The organism is Pseudomonas nicosulfuronedens, assembly GCF_005877905.1.
GTDB lineage: Bacteria > Pseudomonadota > Gammaproteobacteria > Pseudomonadales > Pseudomonadaceae > Pseudomonas > Pseudomonas nicosulfuronedens.
Map to the genome: position 1 here is coordinate 78,578 of NZ_SWDV01000001.1, position 16,190 is coordinate 94,767.

15 protein-coding genes and 1 other RNA gene are annotated in these 16,190 nt (G+C 65.4%); 7 read left to right on the forward strand and 9 right to left on the reverse strand.

Annotation, left to right across the window (positions count from 1 at the left end):
- Positions 1-1,335 (reverse strand): Xaa-Pro aminopeptidase, encoded by a 1,335-nt coding sequence (pepP, locus tag FAS41_RS00415; protein WP_138519759.1) that lies wholly within the window; start codon positions 1,333-1,335, stop codon positions 1-3.
- Between the two features lie 8 nt (positions 1,336-1,343).
- Positions 1,344-1,898: a UPF0149 family protein gene (locus FAS41_RS00420; RefSeq protein WP_138519760.1), complete on the reverse strand. Its 555-nt coding sequence runs from the start codon at positions 1,896-1,898 to the stop codon at positions 1,344-1,346.
- Positions 1,899-2,080: 182 nt separating this feature from the next.
- On the opposite strand from FAS41_RS00420, the gene FAS41_RS00425 reads away from it, so the two are divergent.
- The 4 genes from FAS41_RS00425 (at position 2,081) to FAS41_RS00440 (ending at position 3,465) form a co-directional block, all read left to right on the forward strand.
- Positions 2,081-2,290 carry a TIGR02449 family protein gene (locus FAS41_RS00425; RefSeq protein WP_017521390.1) on the forward strand — a complete coding sequence of 70 codons (210 nt, stop codon included), beginning with the start codon at positions 2,081-2,083 and terminating at the stop codon, positions 2,288-2,290.
- A complete protein-coding gene (locus FAS41_RS00430; protein ID WP_138519761.1) occupies positions 2,287-2,616 on the forward strand; it encodes a cell division protein ZapA in 330 nt (109 codons plus the stop codon). The genes FAS41_RS00425 and FAS41_RS00430 overlap by 4 nt, the downstream gene beginning before the upstream one ends.
- A 31-nt stretch (positions 2,617-2,647) precedes the next feature.
- Positions 2,648-2,826, forward strand: a non-coding RNA gene (gene ssrS, locus FAS41_RS00435) — 6S RNA.
- Positions 2,827-2,835: 9 nt separating this feature from the next.
- Positions 2,836-3,465 carry a 5-formyltetrahydrofolate cyclo-ligase gene (locus FAS41_RS00440; protein ID WP_138519762.1) on the forward strand — a complete coding sequence of 210 codons (630 nt, stop codon included), beginning with the start codon at positions 2,836-2,838 and terminating at the stop codon, positions 3,463-3,465.
- 36 nt (positions 3,466-3,501) lie between these two features.
- Here the strand turns inward: FAS41_RS00440 and FAS41_RS31275 are convergent, their stop codons facing one another.
- Positions 3,502-3,636: a hypothetical protein gene (locus tag FAS41_RS31275; protein WP_128082560.1), complete on the reverse strand. Its 135-nt coding sequence runs from the start codon at positions 3,634-3,636 to the stop codon at positions 3,502-3,504.
- 311 nt (positions 3,637-3,947) lie between these two features.
- Between FAS41_RS31275 and FAS41_RS00450 the strand changes: the two genes are divergently transcribed.
- Positions 3,948-4,409 (forward strand): EVE domain-containing protein, encoded by a 462-nt coding sequence (locus FAS41_RS00450; protein WP_138519763.1) that lies wholly within the window; start codon positions 3,948-3,950, stop codon positions 4,407-4,409.
- A gap of 44 nt (positions 4,410-4,453) precedes the next feature.
- Positions 4,454-6,292, forward strand: coding sequence for a sensor domain-containing diguanylate cyclase (locus tag FAS41_RS00455; protein ID WP_138519764.1), 1,839 nt, complete (start codon positions 4,454-4,456; stop codon positions 6,290-6,292).
- A gap of 112 nt (positions 6,293-6,404) precedes the next feature.
- Here FAS41_RS00455 and FAS41_RS00460 read toward each other — a convergent pair whose 3' ends face one another.
- From FAS41_RS00460 to FAS41_RS00475, 4 genes are all read right to left on the reverse strand, one after another.
- Positions 6,405-7,529, reverse strand: coding sequence for an ABC transporter permease (locus tag FAS41_RS00460; RefSeq protein WP_138519765.1), 1,125 nt, complete (start codon positions 7,527-7,529; stop codon positions 6,405-6,407).
- 3 nt (positions 7,530-7,532) lie between these two features.
- Entirely contained in the window at positions 7,533-10,268 is a 2,736-nt protein-coding gene (gene rbbA / locus FAS41_RS00465) for a ribosome-associated ATPase/putative transporter RbbA (RefSeq protein ID WP_138519766.1), read from the reverse strand.
- Positions 10,265-11,338, reverse strand: a complete 1,074-nt coding sequence (locus FAS41_RS00470; protein ID WP_138519767.1) for an HlyD family secretion protein — start codon at positions 11,336-11,338, stop codon at positions 10,265-10,267. Before FAS41_RS00470 ends, rbbA begins: the two co-directional genes overlap by 4 nt.
- Before the next feature lie 229 nt (positions 11,339-11,567).
- Entirely contained in the window at positions 11,568-11,981 is a 414-nt protein-coding gene (locus FAS41_RS00475) for a flagellar basal body-associated protein FliL (protein ID WP_138519768.1), read from the reverse strand.
- Between the two features lie 147 nt (positions 11,982-12,128).
- On the opposite strand from FAS41_RS00475, the gene FAS41_RS00480 reads away from it, so the two are divergent.
- Complete coding sequence (locus FAS41_RS00480; protein WP_138519769.1) at positions 12,129-13,106, forward strand: NADPH:quinone oxidoreductase family protein; 978 nt, start codon at positions 12,129-12,131, stop codon at positions 13,104-13,106.
- A gap of 217 nt (positions 13,107-13,323) precedes the next feature.
- On the opposite strand, the gene FAS41_RS00485 is transcribed toward FAS41_RS00480, so the two are convergent.
- The gene (locus tag FAS41_RS00485; protein WP_138519770.1) at positions 13,324-14,847 is read right to left on the reverse strand and encodes a malonate--CoA ligase; all 1,524 of its coding nucleotides are present in this window, start codon (positions 14,845-14,847) and stop codon (positions 13,324-13,326) included.
- A gap of 9 nt (positions 14,848-14,856) precedes the next feature.
- Positions 14,857-16,176 (reverse strand): malonyl-CoA decarboxylase, encoded by a 1,320-nt coding sequence (locus tag FAS41_RS00490; RefSeq protein WP_138519771.1) that lies wholly within the window; start codon positions 16,174-16,176, stop codon positions 14,857-14,859.
- Positions 16,177-16,190: the final 14 nt, after the last annotated feature.

Below are 16,190 nucleotides of genomic sequence, written 5' to 3' on the forward strand. Positions count from 1 at the left end.
TCAGGCCGCCTGGGTCTTGGCCTCGGCCATCAGCGCTTCGATCTCGGCGACGGTCTTCGGCACACCGTTGGTCAGCACCTCGCAACCGGTCTTGGTCACCACGACATCGTCCTCGATGCGTACGCCAATGCCGCGCCACTTCTTCGGCACATCGGTGTTGTCCGGGGAGATGTAGATGCCCGGCTCGACGGTCATCGCCATGCCCGGTTCCAGAACGCGCCACTCGCCGCCCACGCGGTACTCGCCGACATCGTGCACGTCCATGCCCAGCCAGTGGCCGGCACGGTGCATGTAGAAGGCCTTGTAGGCTTCGTGCTCGATCAGCTCGTCGACGTCGCCCTTGAGCAGGCCCAGCTCCACCAGACCGGCGGTGATGACCCGCACGGTGGCCTCGTGGGCTTCGTTCCAGTGGCGGCCCGGAGCGATGTAGTCGAAGGCCGCCATGTTGGCGTCCAGCACCAGCTGGTAGATGGCCTTCTGCTCGGGGCTGAAGGTGCCGCTGGCAGGGAAGGTACGGGTGATGTCGCTGGCGTAGCAGTCGATCTCGCAGCCGGCGTCGATCAGGATCAGGTCGCCGTCCTTGATCTGCGCGTCGTTCTCCCGGTAGTGCAGGATGCAGGCATTGCGGCCAGTGGCAACGATAGAGCCATAGGCCGGCATCTTCGCCCCGCCCAGGCGGAAGGCGTATTCCAGTTCGGCTTCCAGGTGGAACTCGTAGAGGCCCGGACGGCAAGCCTGCATGGCGCGGATGTGCGCGCCGGCGGAAACTTCCGCGGCGTAGCGCATCACCTTCACCTCGCCGGCGCTCTTGTACAGGCGCTGGTCATGCAGCAGGTGGTCAAGGGCCACGAACTCGTTCGGCGGCTGCGCTCCCTGGCGCGCCTTGGAACGGATCACATTGATCCAGTCCATCAGACGACGGTCGAATTCCTGATTCGATCCGAGTGCGTAGTACACGCGGTCGCGGCCTTCGATCAACCCAGGCAGGATGTCGTCGATATCGCCGATGGGGAAGGCGTCGTCGGCGCCGAAGGTGCCGATGGCACCATCCTGGCCGGCGCGCAGGCCGTCCCAGAGTTCACGCTCCGGATCGCGCTCTCGGCAGAACAGCACGTACTCACCGTGCTCGCGGCCGGGGATCAGCGCCATCACCGCTTCCGGCTCGGGAAAGCCGGTGAGGTACTGGAAGTCGCTGTCCTGGCGATAGACGTGCTCGACGTCGCGGTTGCGGATGTACATCGGCGCCGCCGGGAGAATGGCGATGCTGTTGGGTTCCATCTGCGCCATCAGCGCCTTGCGACGACGGGCGTATTCCGACTTGGCGATACGGATCATGCGCGACCTCAATGCAGGGAGGGTTTCTCGGCCGGTGCCGGCACCTTGCCGAACTCGGAGAACAGCAGCAGCGGGGCGACGCGCAGGTATTCCTGCACTTCCATGTAGTCGGCCTCGCCGTCTTCGGATTCTTCCAGCTGGCCACCGACCTGGGCGATGGCAGCGATGTCCTGCAGCACTTCGTCGGCTTCGTCCGACAGGCTGGGGGAACGCAGCGCCAGGCCGAAGCCGGCGAGGAAACCCTGGCACCATTGCCCCAGGGCGGTGGCGCGCTCCAGCAGCGGCTCATCGTCGTTGGGCAGCATCAGCACCACGGCCATCTCGCCCTGGCTGAAGTCCTGCTGGACCATGCCCAGCAGGCCACTCAGTGCCGCACCCAGGCGCTCGCCCGGCTCGCCACCGAGCAGTTCACCGGCGGCCTGCAGCCATTCGCCCTGGTCGAAGCCCGAACCGGCGCAGACGCGGCCGAGCAGATGGCCGTGCAGTTCGGCGGGGGAAATGGGCAGGGCAGCCTCGGAGAGCAGGGCGGCGAAAGCGGTGTAGGCGGAGCTGGAAGTGGACATGATCGAACCCGGGTGACGGCTAGGCGCCATCAGGCGCCACGCATAGAATATGGTCCGTTATCCTAGCACCGGCGCACACCGCAAGACCATGTGACGACGCGTCGGGCAGCCGTGCGTTGACCCACCCCCACGGCAGTCCTATATAGTTCTCGATTACTTAAGCAACTCCCAAGCGAGAGCCCATGGAAGACGCCGACCTGCACGCGCTGATCGCAAAGTTCGACCTCCTGCTCCAGCGCCTGGAGCAGCTCAAGGCCGAGAACCGGCTGCTGCGGGCGAACGAGAAAAGCTGGCGGGAAGAACGCGCCCATCTGATCGAGAAGAACGATTTGGCTCGGCAGAAGGTCGAAGCGATGATTTTGCGTCTTAAAGCCCTGGAGCAGGACTCATGAGCCAGTCGAACACCCTGAACGTCCAAATCCTCGACAAGGAGTACTGCATCGCCTGCCCTCCGGACGAGCGCGTCAACCTGGAAAGCGCCGCGCGCTACCTGGACAGCAAGATGCGCGAGATCCGTTCCAGCGGCAAAGTGATCGGTGCCGACCGCGTCGCGGTGATGGCCGCCCTGAACATCACCCACGACCTGTTGCACAAGCAGGAGCGTGTGGAGCACGACAGCAGCTCCACCCGCGAACGCGTGCGCGAACTGCTCGAGCGTGTGGATCGCGCCCTGACAACCGACACCCTTACCACCGATAAGGAACAGGGTGAAGTCTGACCAGGGAAATTTCCTTGGGGTATAATCGCCTCGCTCCCTGGTGTGTTTGCCAGTCGGTGATGTCCCTGAGCCGATAATTGCAACAACGGGGGTTGCCAGTTGGGCTGGTGTGCATGTCCGCACGACGGAAAGCCTTAAAGCCTACTGCAACCACCACCTTGAACTCTCGGGTTCAAGGGCTAACCCGACAGCGGCATGTCCGGGGAGCTTTACCCTTTCATGATCCACTCCGATGGCCTTTCCCGCCCTGCCCTGCGCCGCCAGTTGCGCCAGGCCAGACGCGCACTCACTCCCCTTCAGCAACGCCTCGCCGCCCAGGCCCTGTATCGCCAGCTCGCGCAGCATCCGCTGTTCCGCCGGGCGAAGCACATCGCCCTGTATCTGCCGGCTGACGGCGAAATCGACCCGCGCCCGTTGATGAAGGCTGCGCAGAAGCGCGGCAAGGCGACTTACCTGCCGGTGCTCTCGGACTGGCCGCGCACGCACATGACCTTCCAGCAGGTGGGCATCGGCGAGCGCTGGGTACGCAATCGCTTCAACATCGCCGAACCGCAGGCCGACCGCCGGTGCCAGCGCCCGGCCTGGGCGCTGGACCTGCTGCTGTTGCCGCTGGTCGGTTTTGATCCACAAGGCGGCCGCCTGGGGATGGGCAAGGGGTTCTACGACCGGACCCTGGCCTACCTGGGCATGCGCAAAAATTGGCAGAAACCGACACTATTGGGCCTGGCGCACGAGTGCCAGAAGGTCGACAAGCTGGAGCTGGCGAGCTGGGACGTACCGCTGACGGGTATTGTGACGGACGGCGGCTGGTATGGCCGTCTCGCGACGGAATCGCGTTCCTTGCGATAACCGTGGCGATGGCAGCGCTGATGCCAGATGGCTGGATCAGGGCTGCTGGGTGACCTGCACCGGGGCGTTGCCCTGGCGTTGTTCCCACAGGCTCTGGGTGTAACCGGTAGTGACGACACCCAGACCGAAAAGTATTACCAACACCCACAAAAGATCAGGCTTGCGTTTCATCGATTGCCTCCCCCTTCCAGGCAAACTGTCAACGATGGCCGGCGGTGGTTTTTTTATCCGTCCGGCGGGCCAAGCTAAAAACGGCGGCATTCTCCGACAATGAAAAGCTTCTCGCAATTCTGACGCCAACCGATCGTCGGAGGAGCAGCCGCCCCCAAAACGTCCGGCACTTTCAGGCAATGTTCATGCCGGTATTCCTACATCTTCTTCCTACAATTTGTTTCCGGCGAGCCGGCAGCTTGTCGCAGGGAAACACCTACCCTTAATCAAAAAAAGATCCCGAACCGCCACGCACAAGGAGACCCTCGCGGATGGCACGCGCTTACTGGCTGATGAAATCCGAGCCCGACGAACTCTCGATCCACGACCTGCAGCGTCTGAAGACCGCGCGCTGGGACGGCGTGCGCAATTACCAGGCACGCAACTTCATGCGCAGCATGCAACCGGGCGACCTGTTCTTCTTCTATCACTCCAGCTGCCCCGAGCCGGGCATCGCCGGCATCGCGCAGATCGACGGCGAGCCCTACCCCGACCCGACCGCGCTCGACCCGAAAAGCCACTACCACGACCCCAAGGCCAGCGACGAGAAGAACCCCTGGACGGCCCGTGACGTGAGCTTCGTCGAAGCCTTCCGCTCGGTGTTGCCACTGGGCACTCTCAAGGCGCAGGCCGGGCTGGAAGAGCTGCCCCTGGTGCAGAAGGGCAGTCGCCTGTCGGTCATGCCGGTCACCGCTGAACAATGGGCGATCGTCGTCGGCCTGGCGCACAAGTAGAGGCACTGTGCTATTAGGTTACTGAAGCCCCCGGAATTCGCCGCATGCACCGCCTTCAGTCCTCATTAGCTACCTACCTTGGGCTTGGCGGTCTGCTCTGCGTGCTCCTGCTCGCCAGCGCCTGGCTGGGTGGGGAGCTGGCAAGCAGCGAACGGCAGCGCGTGCAGGAACGACTGACCTACCAGGGTCGCAGCCTGGCGCACCAGCTGGAAGCCAACCTCCACGAGCAGGTCCAGGGTCTGGACCTGCTCGCCCAGCTGTGGACCCACCATGGCCGCATGCCCCGCGCCGAATGGGAGCTGGACGCGCGCTTCTACGTGCGCAGCTTCCCTGGCTACCAGTCAATCCAGTGGTCCGGCCCGGACTTGCGCATCCGCTGGCTGGAGCCGCTGCAAGGCAACGAGGCAGCACTCAATTTCCAGCTTTCTGCGCAGCACCCCAACTACGCCACGGCGATGTCCGCCCGCGACAGCGGCAAGCCCCGCCTTAGTGACAGCGTAGAGCTGGTGCAGGGTGGACGCGGCTTCGTGCTCTACACGCCGGTGTATATCCGCGATGCGGACAATCAGCTGCGCTTCGACGGCTTCATGCAGGGCGTTTTCCGCGTCGGCCCGCTGATGGACAACCTGCTCAAACAGGCCGACAACCACCTGTTCAGCGTGCGCCTGCTGGAGCACGGCAGGCCGATCTACGTGCGCGAGCAGCCCGCCGGCGATGCCGAGCAGACCCTGCGGGTGCCGCTGCGCCTGCTGAACAATCGCAGCTTCGAACTGGAGCTCAGCCCCACCTCGGCGCTGGTGCAATCACTGTCCACGCCGTTGCCGATGGTGGTTCTCGGCTCAGGGGTAGCCATCAGCCTGCTGCTGGTGGCGGCGCTGTTCCTCGCCCGGGAGAACGCCCGCCGCGCCACGGCGCTGAGCGCCAGCAACGAGTTGCTCAGCCAGGAAGCGGAGCAACGCCAGTCGGTGGAAGCACACCTGCGTGATAGTCGCGAGCGCCTGCAACTGGCGCTGGATCTCACCGACTCCAGCCGCGATGCACTGTTCATCTTCGACCTGCAACAGCGCGAGCTGCTGCACATGAACCGCGCCACCTACAACGGCCTGGGCTACAGCGCCGAGGAATTCCGCCACCTGCTGCGCGACGACCCGGAACGGCTGATCCCCGGCTTCCACGCCTGGATCCAGCTGGTGCAGCAGGCGCACCGGCTGAACCTGTCGATGATCTTCCAGCGCGAGATGCAGCGTCGCGATGGCAGCCTGCAACCGGCGGAGATCAACACCCAGCTGATCCACCAGGGCGACCGCGAGTACCTGATCGCCGTGGCCCGCGACAACAGCGAACGCCTGCAACTCGAAGCCCAGTTGCACAAGCTCTCGCAGCAGGACGGCCTGACCGGCCTGTTCAACCGCCGCTACTTCGACCGCCAGCTGCAGAGCGAATGGCGCCGCCTGCGCCGGGCCGATGCGCCGCTGGCGGTACTGATGCTCGATGTCGACCACTTCAAGCGCTTCAACGACTGCCTCGGCCATCTGGCCGGCGACGACGCACTGAGGCGCCTCGCCAGTTGCCTGCAGGAATGCCTGCAACGCGAAGGTGATGTGGCGTGCCGCTATGGCGGCGAAGAGTTCGTCATCATCCTCACCGACACCGGGCTGGAAGGCGCCAGCCATGTGGCTGCACGCGTCCACCAGCGCGTGGCCGAGATGGGCATCACGCACCCAGCCGCTGAGCTGGGACGATTGACGGTGAGTATCGGCCTGGCCATCGCCACGCCGGGGCAGGACGCCGAACCGGACCAGTTGATCGCCCAGGCCGATCAGGCGCTGTACGCGGCCAAGCACAAGGGGCGCAACCAGACCTGCGTGTGGCCGGTGGAGTGACGGGCTTTTGTAGGAGCGAGCTTGCTCGCGAACCCGCCAGGCGCCGGAGTCATCAGTAAACCCGTTCGCGAGCAAGGACTAGGCGTCCCCCTCGGTCCTACGAAGAGCGTTCTTACGCCATCTGCCCGATGGTCCGGCGGAAGCGCCACAAGGCGCCGGCGAAGAACGCCGCGCCAATCCCGACGATCGCCAGCAACTGCGGCCAGACGATGGACAGGTCCGCACCGCGATAGAGGATCGCCTGGGCCAGGCTGACGAAGTGCGTGGTCGGCGCCGCGAGCATGATGTTCTGCACCAGCTCCGGCATGCTCTCGCGTGGCGTGGTGCCGCCGGAGAGAATCTGCAGCGGCATCAGGGTGAGGATCACCAGCAGCCCCAGCTGCGGCATCGAGCGCGCCACGGTGCCGAGGAAGATGCCCATGGAAGTGGTGGCGAACAGGTGCAGCGCCGCGCCCAGCAGGAACAACCCCACCGAACCGCTGATCGGCACATCCAGCCAGCCGCGCACCACCAGCTGCAACGAGATGGCTGCCGCCACCAGCACCACGGTACCCATCGACCAGACCTTGGCCATCATGATCTCGAAGGCGGTCAGCGGCATCACCAGCAAGTGCTCCACCGTGCCGTGCTCGCGCTCGCGGATCAGCGCGGCGCCGGTGAGAATGATCGACAGCATGGTGATCTGGTTGATCACCTCCATCACCGCGCCGAACCAGGCCTGGGTCAGGTTCGGGTTGAACTCCATGCGCACCGCCAGCTCCGCCGGCATCGCCGCTTCGGCGCGGTAGCGACTGACGAACTCGCGCACTTCGGTGCCGACGATGTTCTGGATGTAGCCGGCGCCGGAGAAAGCCTGGCCGGTCTGCGTCGCATCGACGTTGACCTGGATCGCCGGCTGCCGTCCGGCCAGCACGTCGCGCTGGAAGTCCGGCGGGATGTCCAGGGTAAAGGTGTACAGGCCGACGTCCATGCCACGGTCCATCTCGGCATGGCCGATCATTTCCGGAATGCGGAAATAGGGTGGCTGGAAGGCGTTGATGATCCGCGTGGAGAGCTGTGACTGGTCCTCATCGACAATGGCGATAGGCGCGTGGTGCAGGGTTTCCGGTACCCCGGTGGCCGAGCTGTAGACCCCCAGGGTGAAGGCCCAGGCGATCAGGATCAGCATCGCGTAATCACGACCCAGGCTGCGGAATTCCTTGATGCCGAGGTTGAAGATGTTCGCCAGCTTTTTCATGGCTCAGTCCTCCTGCTTCTTCAGGCAGGCCACGCTGAGCAGCGTCAGCACCACGATCATCGCCAGCAGCGGCAGGTAGTAGCTCCACAGGTCGGGGAAACCCAGCGCCTTGGAGAAGGCACCGCGGCTGATGATGAGGAAATGCGAGGTCGGGTAGAGCTTGCCGATGAAAGCCGCCGCCCCTTCCAGCGACGACACCGGGTGGATCAGCCCGGAGAACTGGATGGCCGGGATCATGGTGGCGATGGCGGTGCCAAACACGGCAGCGATCTGGCTCTTCATGAAGGTCGAGAGCAGCAGGCCGAGCCCGGTGCTGGTCACCACGTAGAGGAAGGCACCGACCAGCAGCGCGAGGAAGCTGCCCTTGAGCGGCACCTGGAACAGCAGCACGGCCATGGCCAGCATCAGTACGAAGTTGACCATGCCCATGCCGATGTAGGGCAACTGCTTGCCGAGCAGGAACTCCAGGCGTGTGACGGGCGTGACGTAGAGGTTGGTGATCGAACCCAGCTCCTTCTCGCGCACCACGCCCAGGGCGGTGAGCATCGCCGGGATCATGATCAACAGCAGCGGAATCACCGCCGGCACCATGGCTTTCAGGCTCTCCACGTCCGGGTTGTAGCGGTAGCGCACCTCGGTGCTGGCCGCCGCACTGGCAGCGGCGCTGCCGCTCTGCCGGGCGAGATCGGCCAGGTAGCTGGAGTGCAGGCCCTGCACGTAACCGAGCACGGTATTGGCGCGGGTCGGCATGGCGCCGTCGATCCATACGCCAATGGCGGGATCGGCACCACGCTTGAGGTCGCGGCCGAAGTTCGGCGGGATTTCCACCGCCAGGCTGATGTCGCCACTACGCAGGCGCCGCTCCAGGTCGTCGGGGTCCTGGATCACCGGCTTTTCGATGAAGTAGCGCGAGCCGGCGATGTTCAGCGCATAGGACTGGCTGGTGGTGGTCTGGTCGCGGTCGAGTACCGCGTAGGTGAGGTCTTCGACGTCCATGTTGATGCCGTAGCCGATGATGAACATCAGCAGCGCGGTGCCCACCAGAGCCAGGGTCAGGCGGATCGGGTCGCGGCGCAGCTCCATGGCCTCGCGGCGCGCGTAGCTGAACAGGCGCAGCCAGCTGAAGCGGTCGCTGCCCTTGTACCGGGTCGCTTCGGCTGGCGCCTGCGTTGCTGGCGCGCTGTCGGGCACTGGCGCGCTTCCGGCGGCCTCTTCCAGGTAGGCGATGAAGGTGGCCTCCAGGGTCGGCAAGCCACGCTTGTCGATCAGGCCCTGCGGTGTGTCGCTGTCGAGCACCTTGCCAGCGTGCATCAGCGAGATGCGGTCGCAGCGCTCGGCCTCGTTCATGAAATGGGTGGAGATGAAGATGGTCACGCCGTCGTTGCGCGACAGCTCCACCATCAGTTCCCAGAAGCCATCGCGGGCCACCGGGTCGACACCCGAGGTGGGCTCGTCGAGGATCAGGATTTCCGGTTTGTGGATCACCGCCACGGCCAGCGACAGACGCTGGCGGATGCCCAGCGGCAGGCTGTCGGGCAGCTCGTCGCGGACCTTGCCGAGATCGAAGCGCTTGAGCATTTCCTCCACGCGCGGGGCAATCTGCTCGGCCGGCAGGTGGAAGAGTTTCGCGTGCAGCTCCAGGTTCTGCAGCACCGTCAGTTCGGCGTACAGCGAGAAAGCCTGGGACATGTAGCCCACACGCCGGCGAGTCTCCATATCGTTGGCGTTCACCGGTTGGCCGAACAGCGCGCAAGTGCCTTCGCTCGCCGGCAGCAGGCCGGTGAGCATCTTCATGGTGGTGGACTTGCCGCAGCCGTTGGAACCGAGGAAGCCAAAGATCTCCCCGCGCTCGATGCGGAAGCTGACGTGGTCGACCGCGACGAAATCACCGAAACGGCAGGTCAGCCCCTCGGCCTCGATGGCGATCTGCGGCGCACCCTCGCTCAGCGTGCGTGGCGGGATCACCAGCTTGTGGTGCCCGGCCCGCTTGGCCTCGGGCAGCAGCGCGATGAAAGCCTCTTCGAGGTTCGGCGTCGCCGTCTGTTCGCGCAACTCGGCCGGCGTGCCAGTGGCGAGCACCTTGCCCTCGTCCATCGCCACCAGCCAGTCAAAACGCTCAGCCTCTTCCATGTAGGCCGTGGCCACCAGCACGCTCATGCCCTCGCGGCCGGCGCGGATGCGCCCGATCAGCTCCCAGAACTGGTTGCGCGAGAGCGGATCGACGCCGGTGGTGGGCTCGTCGAGGATCAGCAGGTCAGGATCATGGATCAGCGCGCAGCACAGTCCGAGCTTCTGCTTCATGCCGCCGGAAAGCTTGCCCGCCGGTCGATCGGCGAAGGGCGCCAGGCCGGTGCTGTGCAGCAGGTCGGCGATGCGCCGCTCGCGCTCAGCCTTGTCGTGGCCGAACAGGCGGCCGAAGAAGTCGACGTTCTCGAACACCGAGAGCGTCGGGTAGAGGTTCTTGCCCAGCCCCTGGGGCATGTAGGCGATACGCGGGCACACAGCGCGGCGGTGGCGCACGTCGCGCATGTCGCCGCCCAGCACCTGGATTTCACCCTCCTGCATCTTCCGCGCGCCGGCCAGCAGCGCCAGCAGGCTGGACTTGCCAACGCCGTCCGGACCGATCAGGCCAACCATGCGGTTGGCCGGGATCTCCAGGCTGACGTCGTCCACTGCGCGGGTCTGCCCATAGCGCAGCGAGACGCCAGCCAGACGGGCCACGCAGTCGGCGGCATTCATTGCGGGACCTTGATCTGCAGGTCAGCCGGCCATTCCACCTGCGGGTCGAGGCGCATATAGGCCATGCCCGGTACGCCGGTCTTCACGTAGGTGATGTATTTCTCCAGCAGGCCCGGATCGAGGCGCGCCTTGACGCGGAACATCAGCTTCTCGCGCTCGTTGGCAGTCTCCACAGTCTTGGGCGTGAACTGCGCGACACTGGCGACGTAGGACACCTTGGCCGGGATCACGTACTCGGGCACGGCATCGATCACCAGATGCACTTCCTGGCCCAGTTCGACCTTGCCGGCCTGGCCCGATGGCAGGAAGAAGGTCATGTAGACGTCAGCCAGGTCGACCATGTTGAGCAGCTTGCCGCCGGCGGAAAGCACTTCGCCCGGCTGCGCCACGCGGTACTGCACGCGGCCGTTGCGCGGGGCCTTGAGGTCGCTGTCGTCGATGTCTGCCTGCAGGCGCACGGTGCTGGCGGTGGCCGCCTCGATGGCCGACTGCGCCTCGATCACCTGGGAGCTGGCGGCAGCGATGCTGGCCTGCGCCGAGATGACCTGCGAGCGCGACGCAGCCAGTGCTGCCTGGGCGCTCTGCAGCGCGGCGCGGTCGTCGTCGAGCTGTTGCTGTGGCAAGGCGTTGCGCTTCACCAGTTGTTCGGTACGGGTGAAGCGCTTCTGGGCAGCGGTCAGCTCGGCCTGGCGCTGGGCGACCATGGCCTCGGCAGTGGCCTTCTCGCTGTGGCGCTGGGCGACCAGCGACTCGGCGGTAAGCTTGGCATTCTGCGCCCGCCGCACCTCGGCCTCGGCCTGTGCCAGCTGAGCCTTGAGCACCTGGGTATCCATCCGCGCGACGACCTGGCCGGCAGTGACGAAGTCGCCCTCGTCCACCAGGATTTCCGCCACGCGGCCAGCCAGTTTGGTGGCGACGTCGACCTCGGTGGCTTCGATACGCCCGTTGCCACTGGCGAAGCCTTCGCCCAGGCCGGTCGGCTTGAACGTCTGCCAGGCCAGCGCGGCGAGCACGGCCGCGACGACCACGAAGAGTCCGCGGGTGCGCCAGCTTTTTGCGTTTCCTGTCATCCGAATATCCTCTTGTCCAGGCGCTCGAATTCGAGCGAATCATGAGGGGATATTCGGCGACCGGCAGCGAATGGGGTTTGATTCAGGTCAGGCGTGCGCAGGAAATTTCCTACGCGCCTTGCGAGACGGGACTTTCAGCCCGGCATTGCGGCGAGTGGCCGCAGCCGGGAAAGAGGAGCGACTGCCGTGCGCAGATGAGTCGCGCTCATGCAACCGACGCCGGATGGGCTCAGGGCTGGACGATCAGGTTGTTGAACAGCAGGTCGTCCACCAGCGGTTTGCCCTCTTCCTGCTGGAGGGCCGTCTGCACCTGCTTGAGGGCTTCCTGGCGCAGCTTCTCCTTGCCGTCGACGCTGCCGAGGGAGTCGTCGGTCTGCTGGGCGAAGAGCATCACCAGCTGGTTGCGAATCAGCGGTTCGTGGTGCTCGACCTTCTCGGAGGCCTCCTTGCCAGTGACCTTCAGGGCGATGTCTGCCTTGAAGTACTTCAGGCGCGGGCCGCTGCCGTAGTTGCCCACCAGCGCGGGAGTAAGGTCGACGAATACAGGCTTGTTGGCGTCTTCCGGCTTGGCTTCTTCGGATTCGGAAGCCATGACGAAGGTACTGAAGGAAAAGGCCAGCAACAGGGCAAGGAAAGCTCTCAAGGCGATGTCTCCGAATTCGATGGGCAAAGGATAGCCACACTCGCGCCGCCGCCCAAGCTATATCGGGGCATAAGCCCAGGCCATGGTGATTTGCCCTCCCGCCTCACGCTCCTACACTGCGCCGATACCCAGAGTGGAGTACTCCCCATGAAAGCCGTGCTGTGCAAAGCCTTCGGCCCCGCCGAAACCCTGGTGCTGGAAGAGGTCGCCAGCCCCGAGCCGAAGAAGAACGAAGTCCTGCTGCAGGTACATGCCGCCGGGGTGAACTTCCCCGACACCCTGATCATCGAGGGCAAGTACCAGTTCAAGCCGCCCTTCCCGTTCTCTCCGGGTGGCGAGGCCGCCGGCGTGGTCGGCGCCGTGGGTGAAAAAGTCAGTCACGTGAAACCCGGTGACCGCGTGATGGCGCTGACCGGCTGGGGCAGCTTCGCCGAGGAAGTGGCGGTGCCCGGCTACAGCGTGATGCCGATCCCCGACGGCATGGACTTCGCCAGCGCAGCCGCCTTCGGCATGACCTACGGCACCTCGATGCACGCGCTCAAGCAGCGCGCCAACCTGCAGCCGGGCGAGACCCTGCTGGTGCTCGGCGCCTCCGGCGGCGTGGGCCTGGCCGCCGTCGAAATCGGCAAGGCCATGGGGGCGAAGGTCATCGCCGCCGCCAGCAGCGAAGCCAAGCTGGAGGTGGCCAAGGCCGCCGGCGCCGACGTGCTGATCAACTACAGCGAAGGCAGCCTGAAGGACAAGCTCAAGGAAATCACCGGCGGCCAGGGCGTGGATGTGATCTACGATCCGGTAGGTGGTGATCTTTTCGAGGAAGCCTTCCGCTCCATCGCCTGGAACGGCCGCATGCTGGTGGTCGGCTTCGCCAGCGGCACCATCCCGTCGCTGCCGGCCAACCTCACCCTGCTCAAGGGCGCCTCGCTGGTTGGCGTGTTCTGGGGCTCCTTCGCCCAGCGCCAGCCGCAGGACAACGCGGCGAACTTCCAGCAGCTGTTCGCCTGGTTCGCCGAGGGCAAGATCAAGCCGCTGGTGTCGCAGACCTACCCGCTGGACAAGGCCGCCGATGCGATCAATCACCTGGGCCAGCGCAAGGCGGTGGGCAAGGTGGTGGTGACGGTTCGTTGACGAGTTCGTGAGCGCGGATTTCATCCGCGTTTCGCGGAGAAGCTCCGCTCCTACGAATGAAAAAGCCCCGCATCAGCGGGGCTTTTTCATTTCGTCGTTCCTACAGGGGAATCCGGCGCTGAGCGATTCGCGAGCAAGCTCGCTCCTACGAAAAGCGCTCGGGAGCCGGCCCATACCTGTAGGAGCGAGCTTGCTCGCGAACAGCGCCAGGCCGGGCTCAGGAATACAGCGCCTTGAACTGCTCGCGCAGCACGTTCTTCTGCACCTTGCCCATCACGTTGCGCGGCAGCGCGTCGACCACCATCACGCGCTTGGGCTGCTTGAAACGCGCCAGCTTGCCGTCCAGTGCGGCAAGCACCTGCGCCTCGGTCGGCGCCTGATCCTTGCCGGCCACCAGCACGGCAGTGACGCCCTCGCCGAAGTCCGGATGCGGCACGCCGATCACCGCCGACTCGACCACGCCCGGCAGGGTGTCGAGGATCTCCTCCAGCTCCTTGGGGTACACGTTGAAGCCGCCACTGATGATCATGTCCTTGTTGCGGCCGACGATCTGCACATAGCCACGGTCGTCGACGAAGCCGATGTCGCCGGTCATGAAGTAGCCGTCCGCGCGCAGTTCCTCGGCGGTCTTTTCCGGCATCCGCCAGTAACCCTGGAACACGTTCGGCCCACGTACTTCGATCATCCCCGGCTCGCCCTGCGGCAGCAGCGTCGGCTCGGCCTGGGCCGGGTCGGTGATGCGCAGCTCGACGCCCGGCAGCGGGAAGCCGACGGTGCCGGCGATACGTTCGCCGTCCAGCGGGTTGGAGGTGTTCATGCCGGTCTCGGTCATGCCGTAGCGCTCGAGGATGGCCATGCCGGTGCGCTCGGAGAACGCCTTGTGGGTCTCGGCGGTGAGCGGCGCGGAGCCGGAGATGAACAGGCGCATGTGCGCTACCGCCTCACGGCTCAGGCCGGGTTGATCGAGCAGGCGGGTGTAGAAGGTCGGCACGCCCATCAGCAGGTTCACCTGGGGCAGCAGGCGGAGCATCTGCGCAACGTCGAACTTGCTCAGGAAGAGCATCGAGCCGCCCGCCATCAGCAGGCTGTTGCAAGCCACGAACAGACCATGGATGTGGAAGATCGGCAGCGCGTGAAGCAACCAGTCCTCGCTGGTGATCTGCCAGGCGCCCACCAGCGCGCGGGCGTTGGACACCAGGTTGCCGTGGCTGATCATCGCGCCCTTGGAGCGCCCGGTGGTGCCGGAGGTGTAGAGGATCGCGGCGAGATCGGAAGCGGCACGCTCGACATCGGCGAAGCGCCCCGGCTTGCCGTGCACCCGATCCATCAGCGAACCGTCACCGGCGTCGCCCAGAGTCTCCACGTGGGCCACGCCGCTGACTTTCGCCAGCTCGCGGGCCTGGGCCTCGAAGGCCGGGGCGCAGACAAACAGCGAAGGCTCGGCGTCGTCGAGGAAGTAGCGCAGCTCGTCACCGGTGTAGCCACTGTTGAGCGGCAGATAGACCGCGCCGGCGCGCAGCACGGCGAGGTAGAGCATGACCGTCTCGGGGCTTTTGTCGACCTGCACGGCAACCCGGTCGCCCGGCTGCACGCCGAGTTCCACCAGGGCATGGGCAAATTGCGAGGTGCTGCGCAGCATGTCGGCGTAGCTGTAGCCACCCCCCAGGGGCGTGCGGATGAAGGGCTTGGACAGGTCGCTGGGCAGGTGTTTGCCGACTTCGGCGAAAAGGCTCTGGTTCATGGTGAGGTCCTAGCGTTTTGTTTTCGCCGACAGGGTGGCCAACTTGCGCACCTCGGGTGAGGCCGCGACCGCGCCCTGATTGGCGTAGGCTTCGTGGTTCTTTTCGATCTGGCGCAGTTCGTAGCGGTAGTTGACCATCAGCCCGGCGGCCTGGCGCAGGCCGCTGGCGGACAGGTCGCCGCGCCAGTTCAGGCGTTCCAGGCGGGCACCGTTGCCGAGGTGGAAGCGCGCCACCGGGTCAAGCGGCAGGCCGGCGCCGTTCTTGGCGTGCAGGAAATACTCGGCGGCCAGCGCCAGCATGGGTTCTTCAGTGCGCGGCGGTGGCGGCGCGTCGGGCTTGAGCGCCTTGAGCAGGTCGGCAGCCGCCGCGCCCAGTTGCGGGTCGTCGCCCAAACCGTTGAGCCAGCGGCGGAAGCCGGGTACCGGCGACAGGGTGACGTACTGGCGCAGGCTCGGAATCTCCCGCGCCAACTCCTCTACCACCTGCTTGATCAGGAAGTTGCCGAAGGAGATGCCGCGCAGGCCGTCCTGGCAGTTGCTGATGGAGTAGAACACGGCGGTGTCGGGCTCATCCGCCGACGGATCAGCGGGCTTGGCATCCAGGATGTCAGCAATGGCACCGGGCATCGCACGGGTCAGCGCCACTTCGACGAAGATCAGCGGCTCATCGGCCAGGGCCGGGTGGAAGAAGGCGAAGCAGCGACGGTCGGCCGGTTGCAGGCGGCTGCGCAGGTCGTCCCAGTCCTTGATGGCATGGACGGCCTCGTACTTGATGATCTTTTCCAGGATCGATGCCGGTGTCGACCAGTCGATGCGTCGCAGCACCAGGAAACCACGGTTGAACCAGGACGCCAGCAGGTGCTGCAGGTCATGGTCCACCGCCGCCAGCTCGGGTCGGCCCTTGAGCTCACCGAGCAATCGGCGGCGCATGGCGATCAGCTCGGCGGTGCCGCCCGGCGCCTGGTTGAGGCGGCGGAACAGCTCCTGCCGTGGCGGCTCGCAGGCCTCGAACAGCTTCGTGGTGTTGGCCGACGAGGGATCGTCCAGATAGCGCTGGCAGGCTTCGGCCAGCGCCTCTTGAGGCGGTGCGAAATCCTTGAGCAGCGTGTCGAAGAAGGCCTTCTGCTGCTCCTCCGGGCAGTCGCGGTAGGTGCACAGCACCTGCCGCGCCAGCGCCACGCCGGACGCCTCGCCGTGGCCGGAAATCAGTTTGCGGCAGGCCTGCGTCAGCGCCTGGGCATTGGCCGGCGCCGGCTCGCGCGACTCGAGCAATTGCCGGCCGCGCTCGCTGATACTCTGCAGCAGTTCCTGGAAGAAGCTGATATTCATGCGTCCCCCTCGCT

Excerpts from the sequence above, each read along its gene's own strand:
- pepP (WP_138519759.1), bottom strand. The coding sequence starts at position 1,335 with ATGATCCGTATCGCCAAGTCGGAATACGCCCGTCGTCGCAAGGCGCTG.
- FAS41_RS00420 (WP_138519760.1), bottom strand. The coding sequence starts at position 1,898 with ATGTCCACTTCCAGCTCCGCCTACACCGCTTTCGCCGCCCTGCTCTCC.
- FAS41_RS00425 (WP_017521390.1), top strand. The coding sequence starts at position 2,081 with ATGGAAGACGCCGACCTGCACGCGCTGATCGCAAAGTTCGACCTCCTG.
- FAS41_RS00430 (WP_138519761.1), top strand. The coding sequence starts at position 2,287 with ATGAGCCAGTCGAACACCCTGAACGTCCAAATCCTCGACAAGGAGTAC.
- FAS41_RS00440 (WP_138519762.1), top strand. The coding sequence starts at position 2,836 with ATGATCCACTCCGATGGCCTTTCCCGCCCTGCCCTGCGCCGCCAGTTG.
- FAS41_RS31275 (WP_128082560.1), bottom strand. The coding sequence starts at position 3,636 with ATGAAACGCAAGCCTGATCTTTTGTGGGTGTTGGTAATACTTTTCGGT.
- FAS41_RS00450 (WP_138519763.1), top strand. The coding sequence starts at position 3,948 with ATGGCACGCGCTTACTGGCTGATGAAATCCGAGCCCGACGAACTCTCG.
- FAS41_RS00455 (WP_138519764.1), top strand. The coding sequence starts at position 4,454 with ATGCACCGCCTTCAGTCCTCATTAGCTACCTACCTTGGGCTTGGCGGT.
- FAS41_RS00460 (WP_138519765.1), bottom strand. The coding sequence starts at position 7,529 with ATGAAAAAGCTGGCGAACATCTTCAACCTCGGCATCAAGGAATTCCGC.
- rbbA (WP_138519766.1), bottom strand. The coding sequence starts at position 10,268 with ATGAATGCCGCCGACTGCGTGGCCCGTCTGGCTGGCGTCTCGCTGCGC.
- FAS41_RS00470 (WP_138519767.1), bottom strand. The coding sequence starts at position 11,338 with ATGACAGGAAACGCAAAAAGCTGGCGCACCCGCGGACTCTTCGTGGTC.
- FAS41_RS00480 (WP_138519769.1), top strand. The coding sequence starts at position 12,129 with ATGAAAGCCGTGCTGTGCAAAGCCTTCGGCCCCGCCGAAACCCTGGTG.
- FAS41_RS00485 (WP_138519770.1), bottom strand. The coding sequence starts at position 14,847 with ATGAACCAGAGCCTTTTCGCCGAAGTCGGCAAACACCTGCCCAGCGAC.
- FAS41_RS00490 (WP_138519771.1), bottom strand. The coding sequence starts at position 16,176 with ATGAATATCAGCTTCTTCCAGGAACTGCTGCAGAGTATCAGCGAGCGC.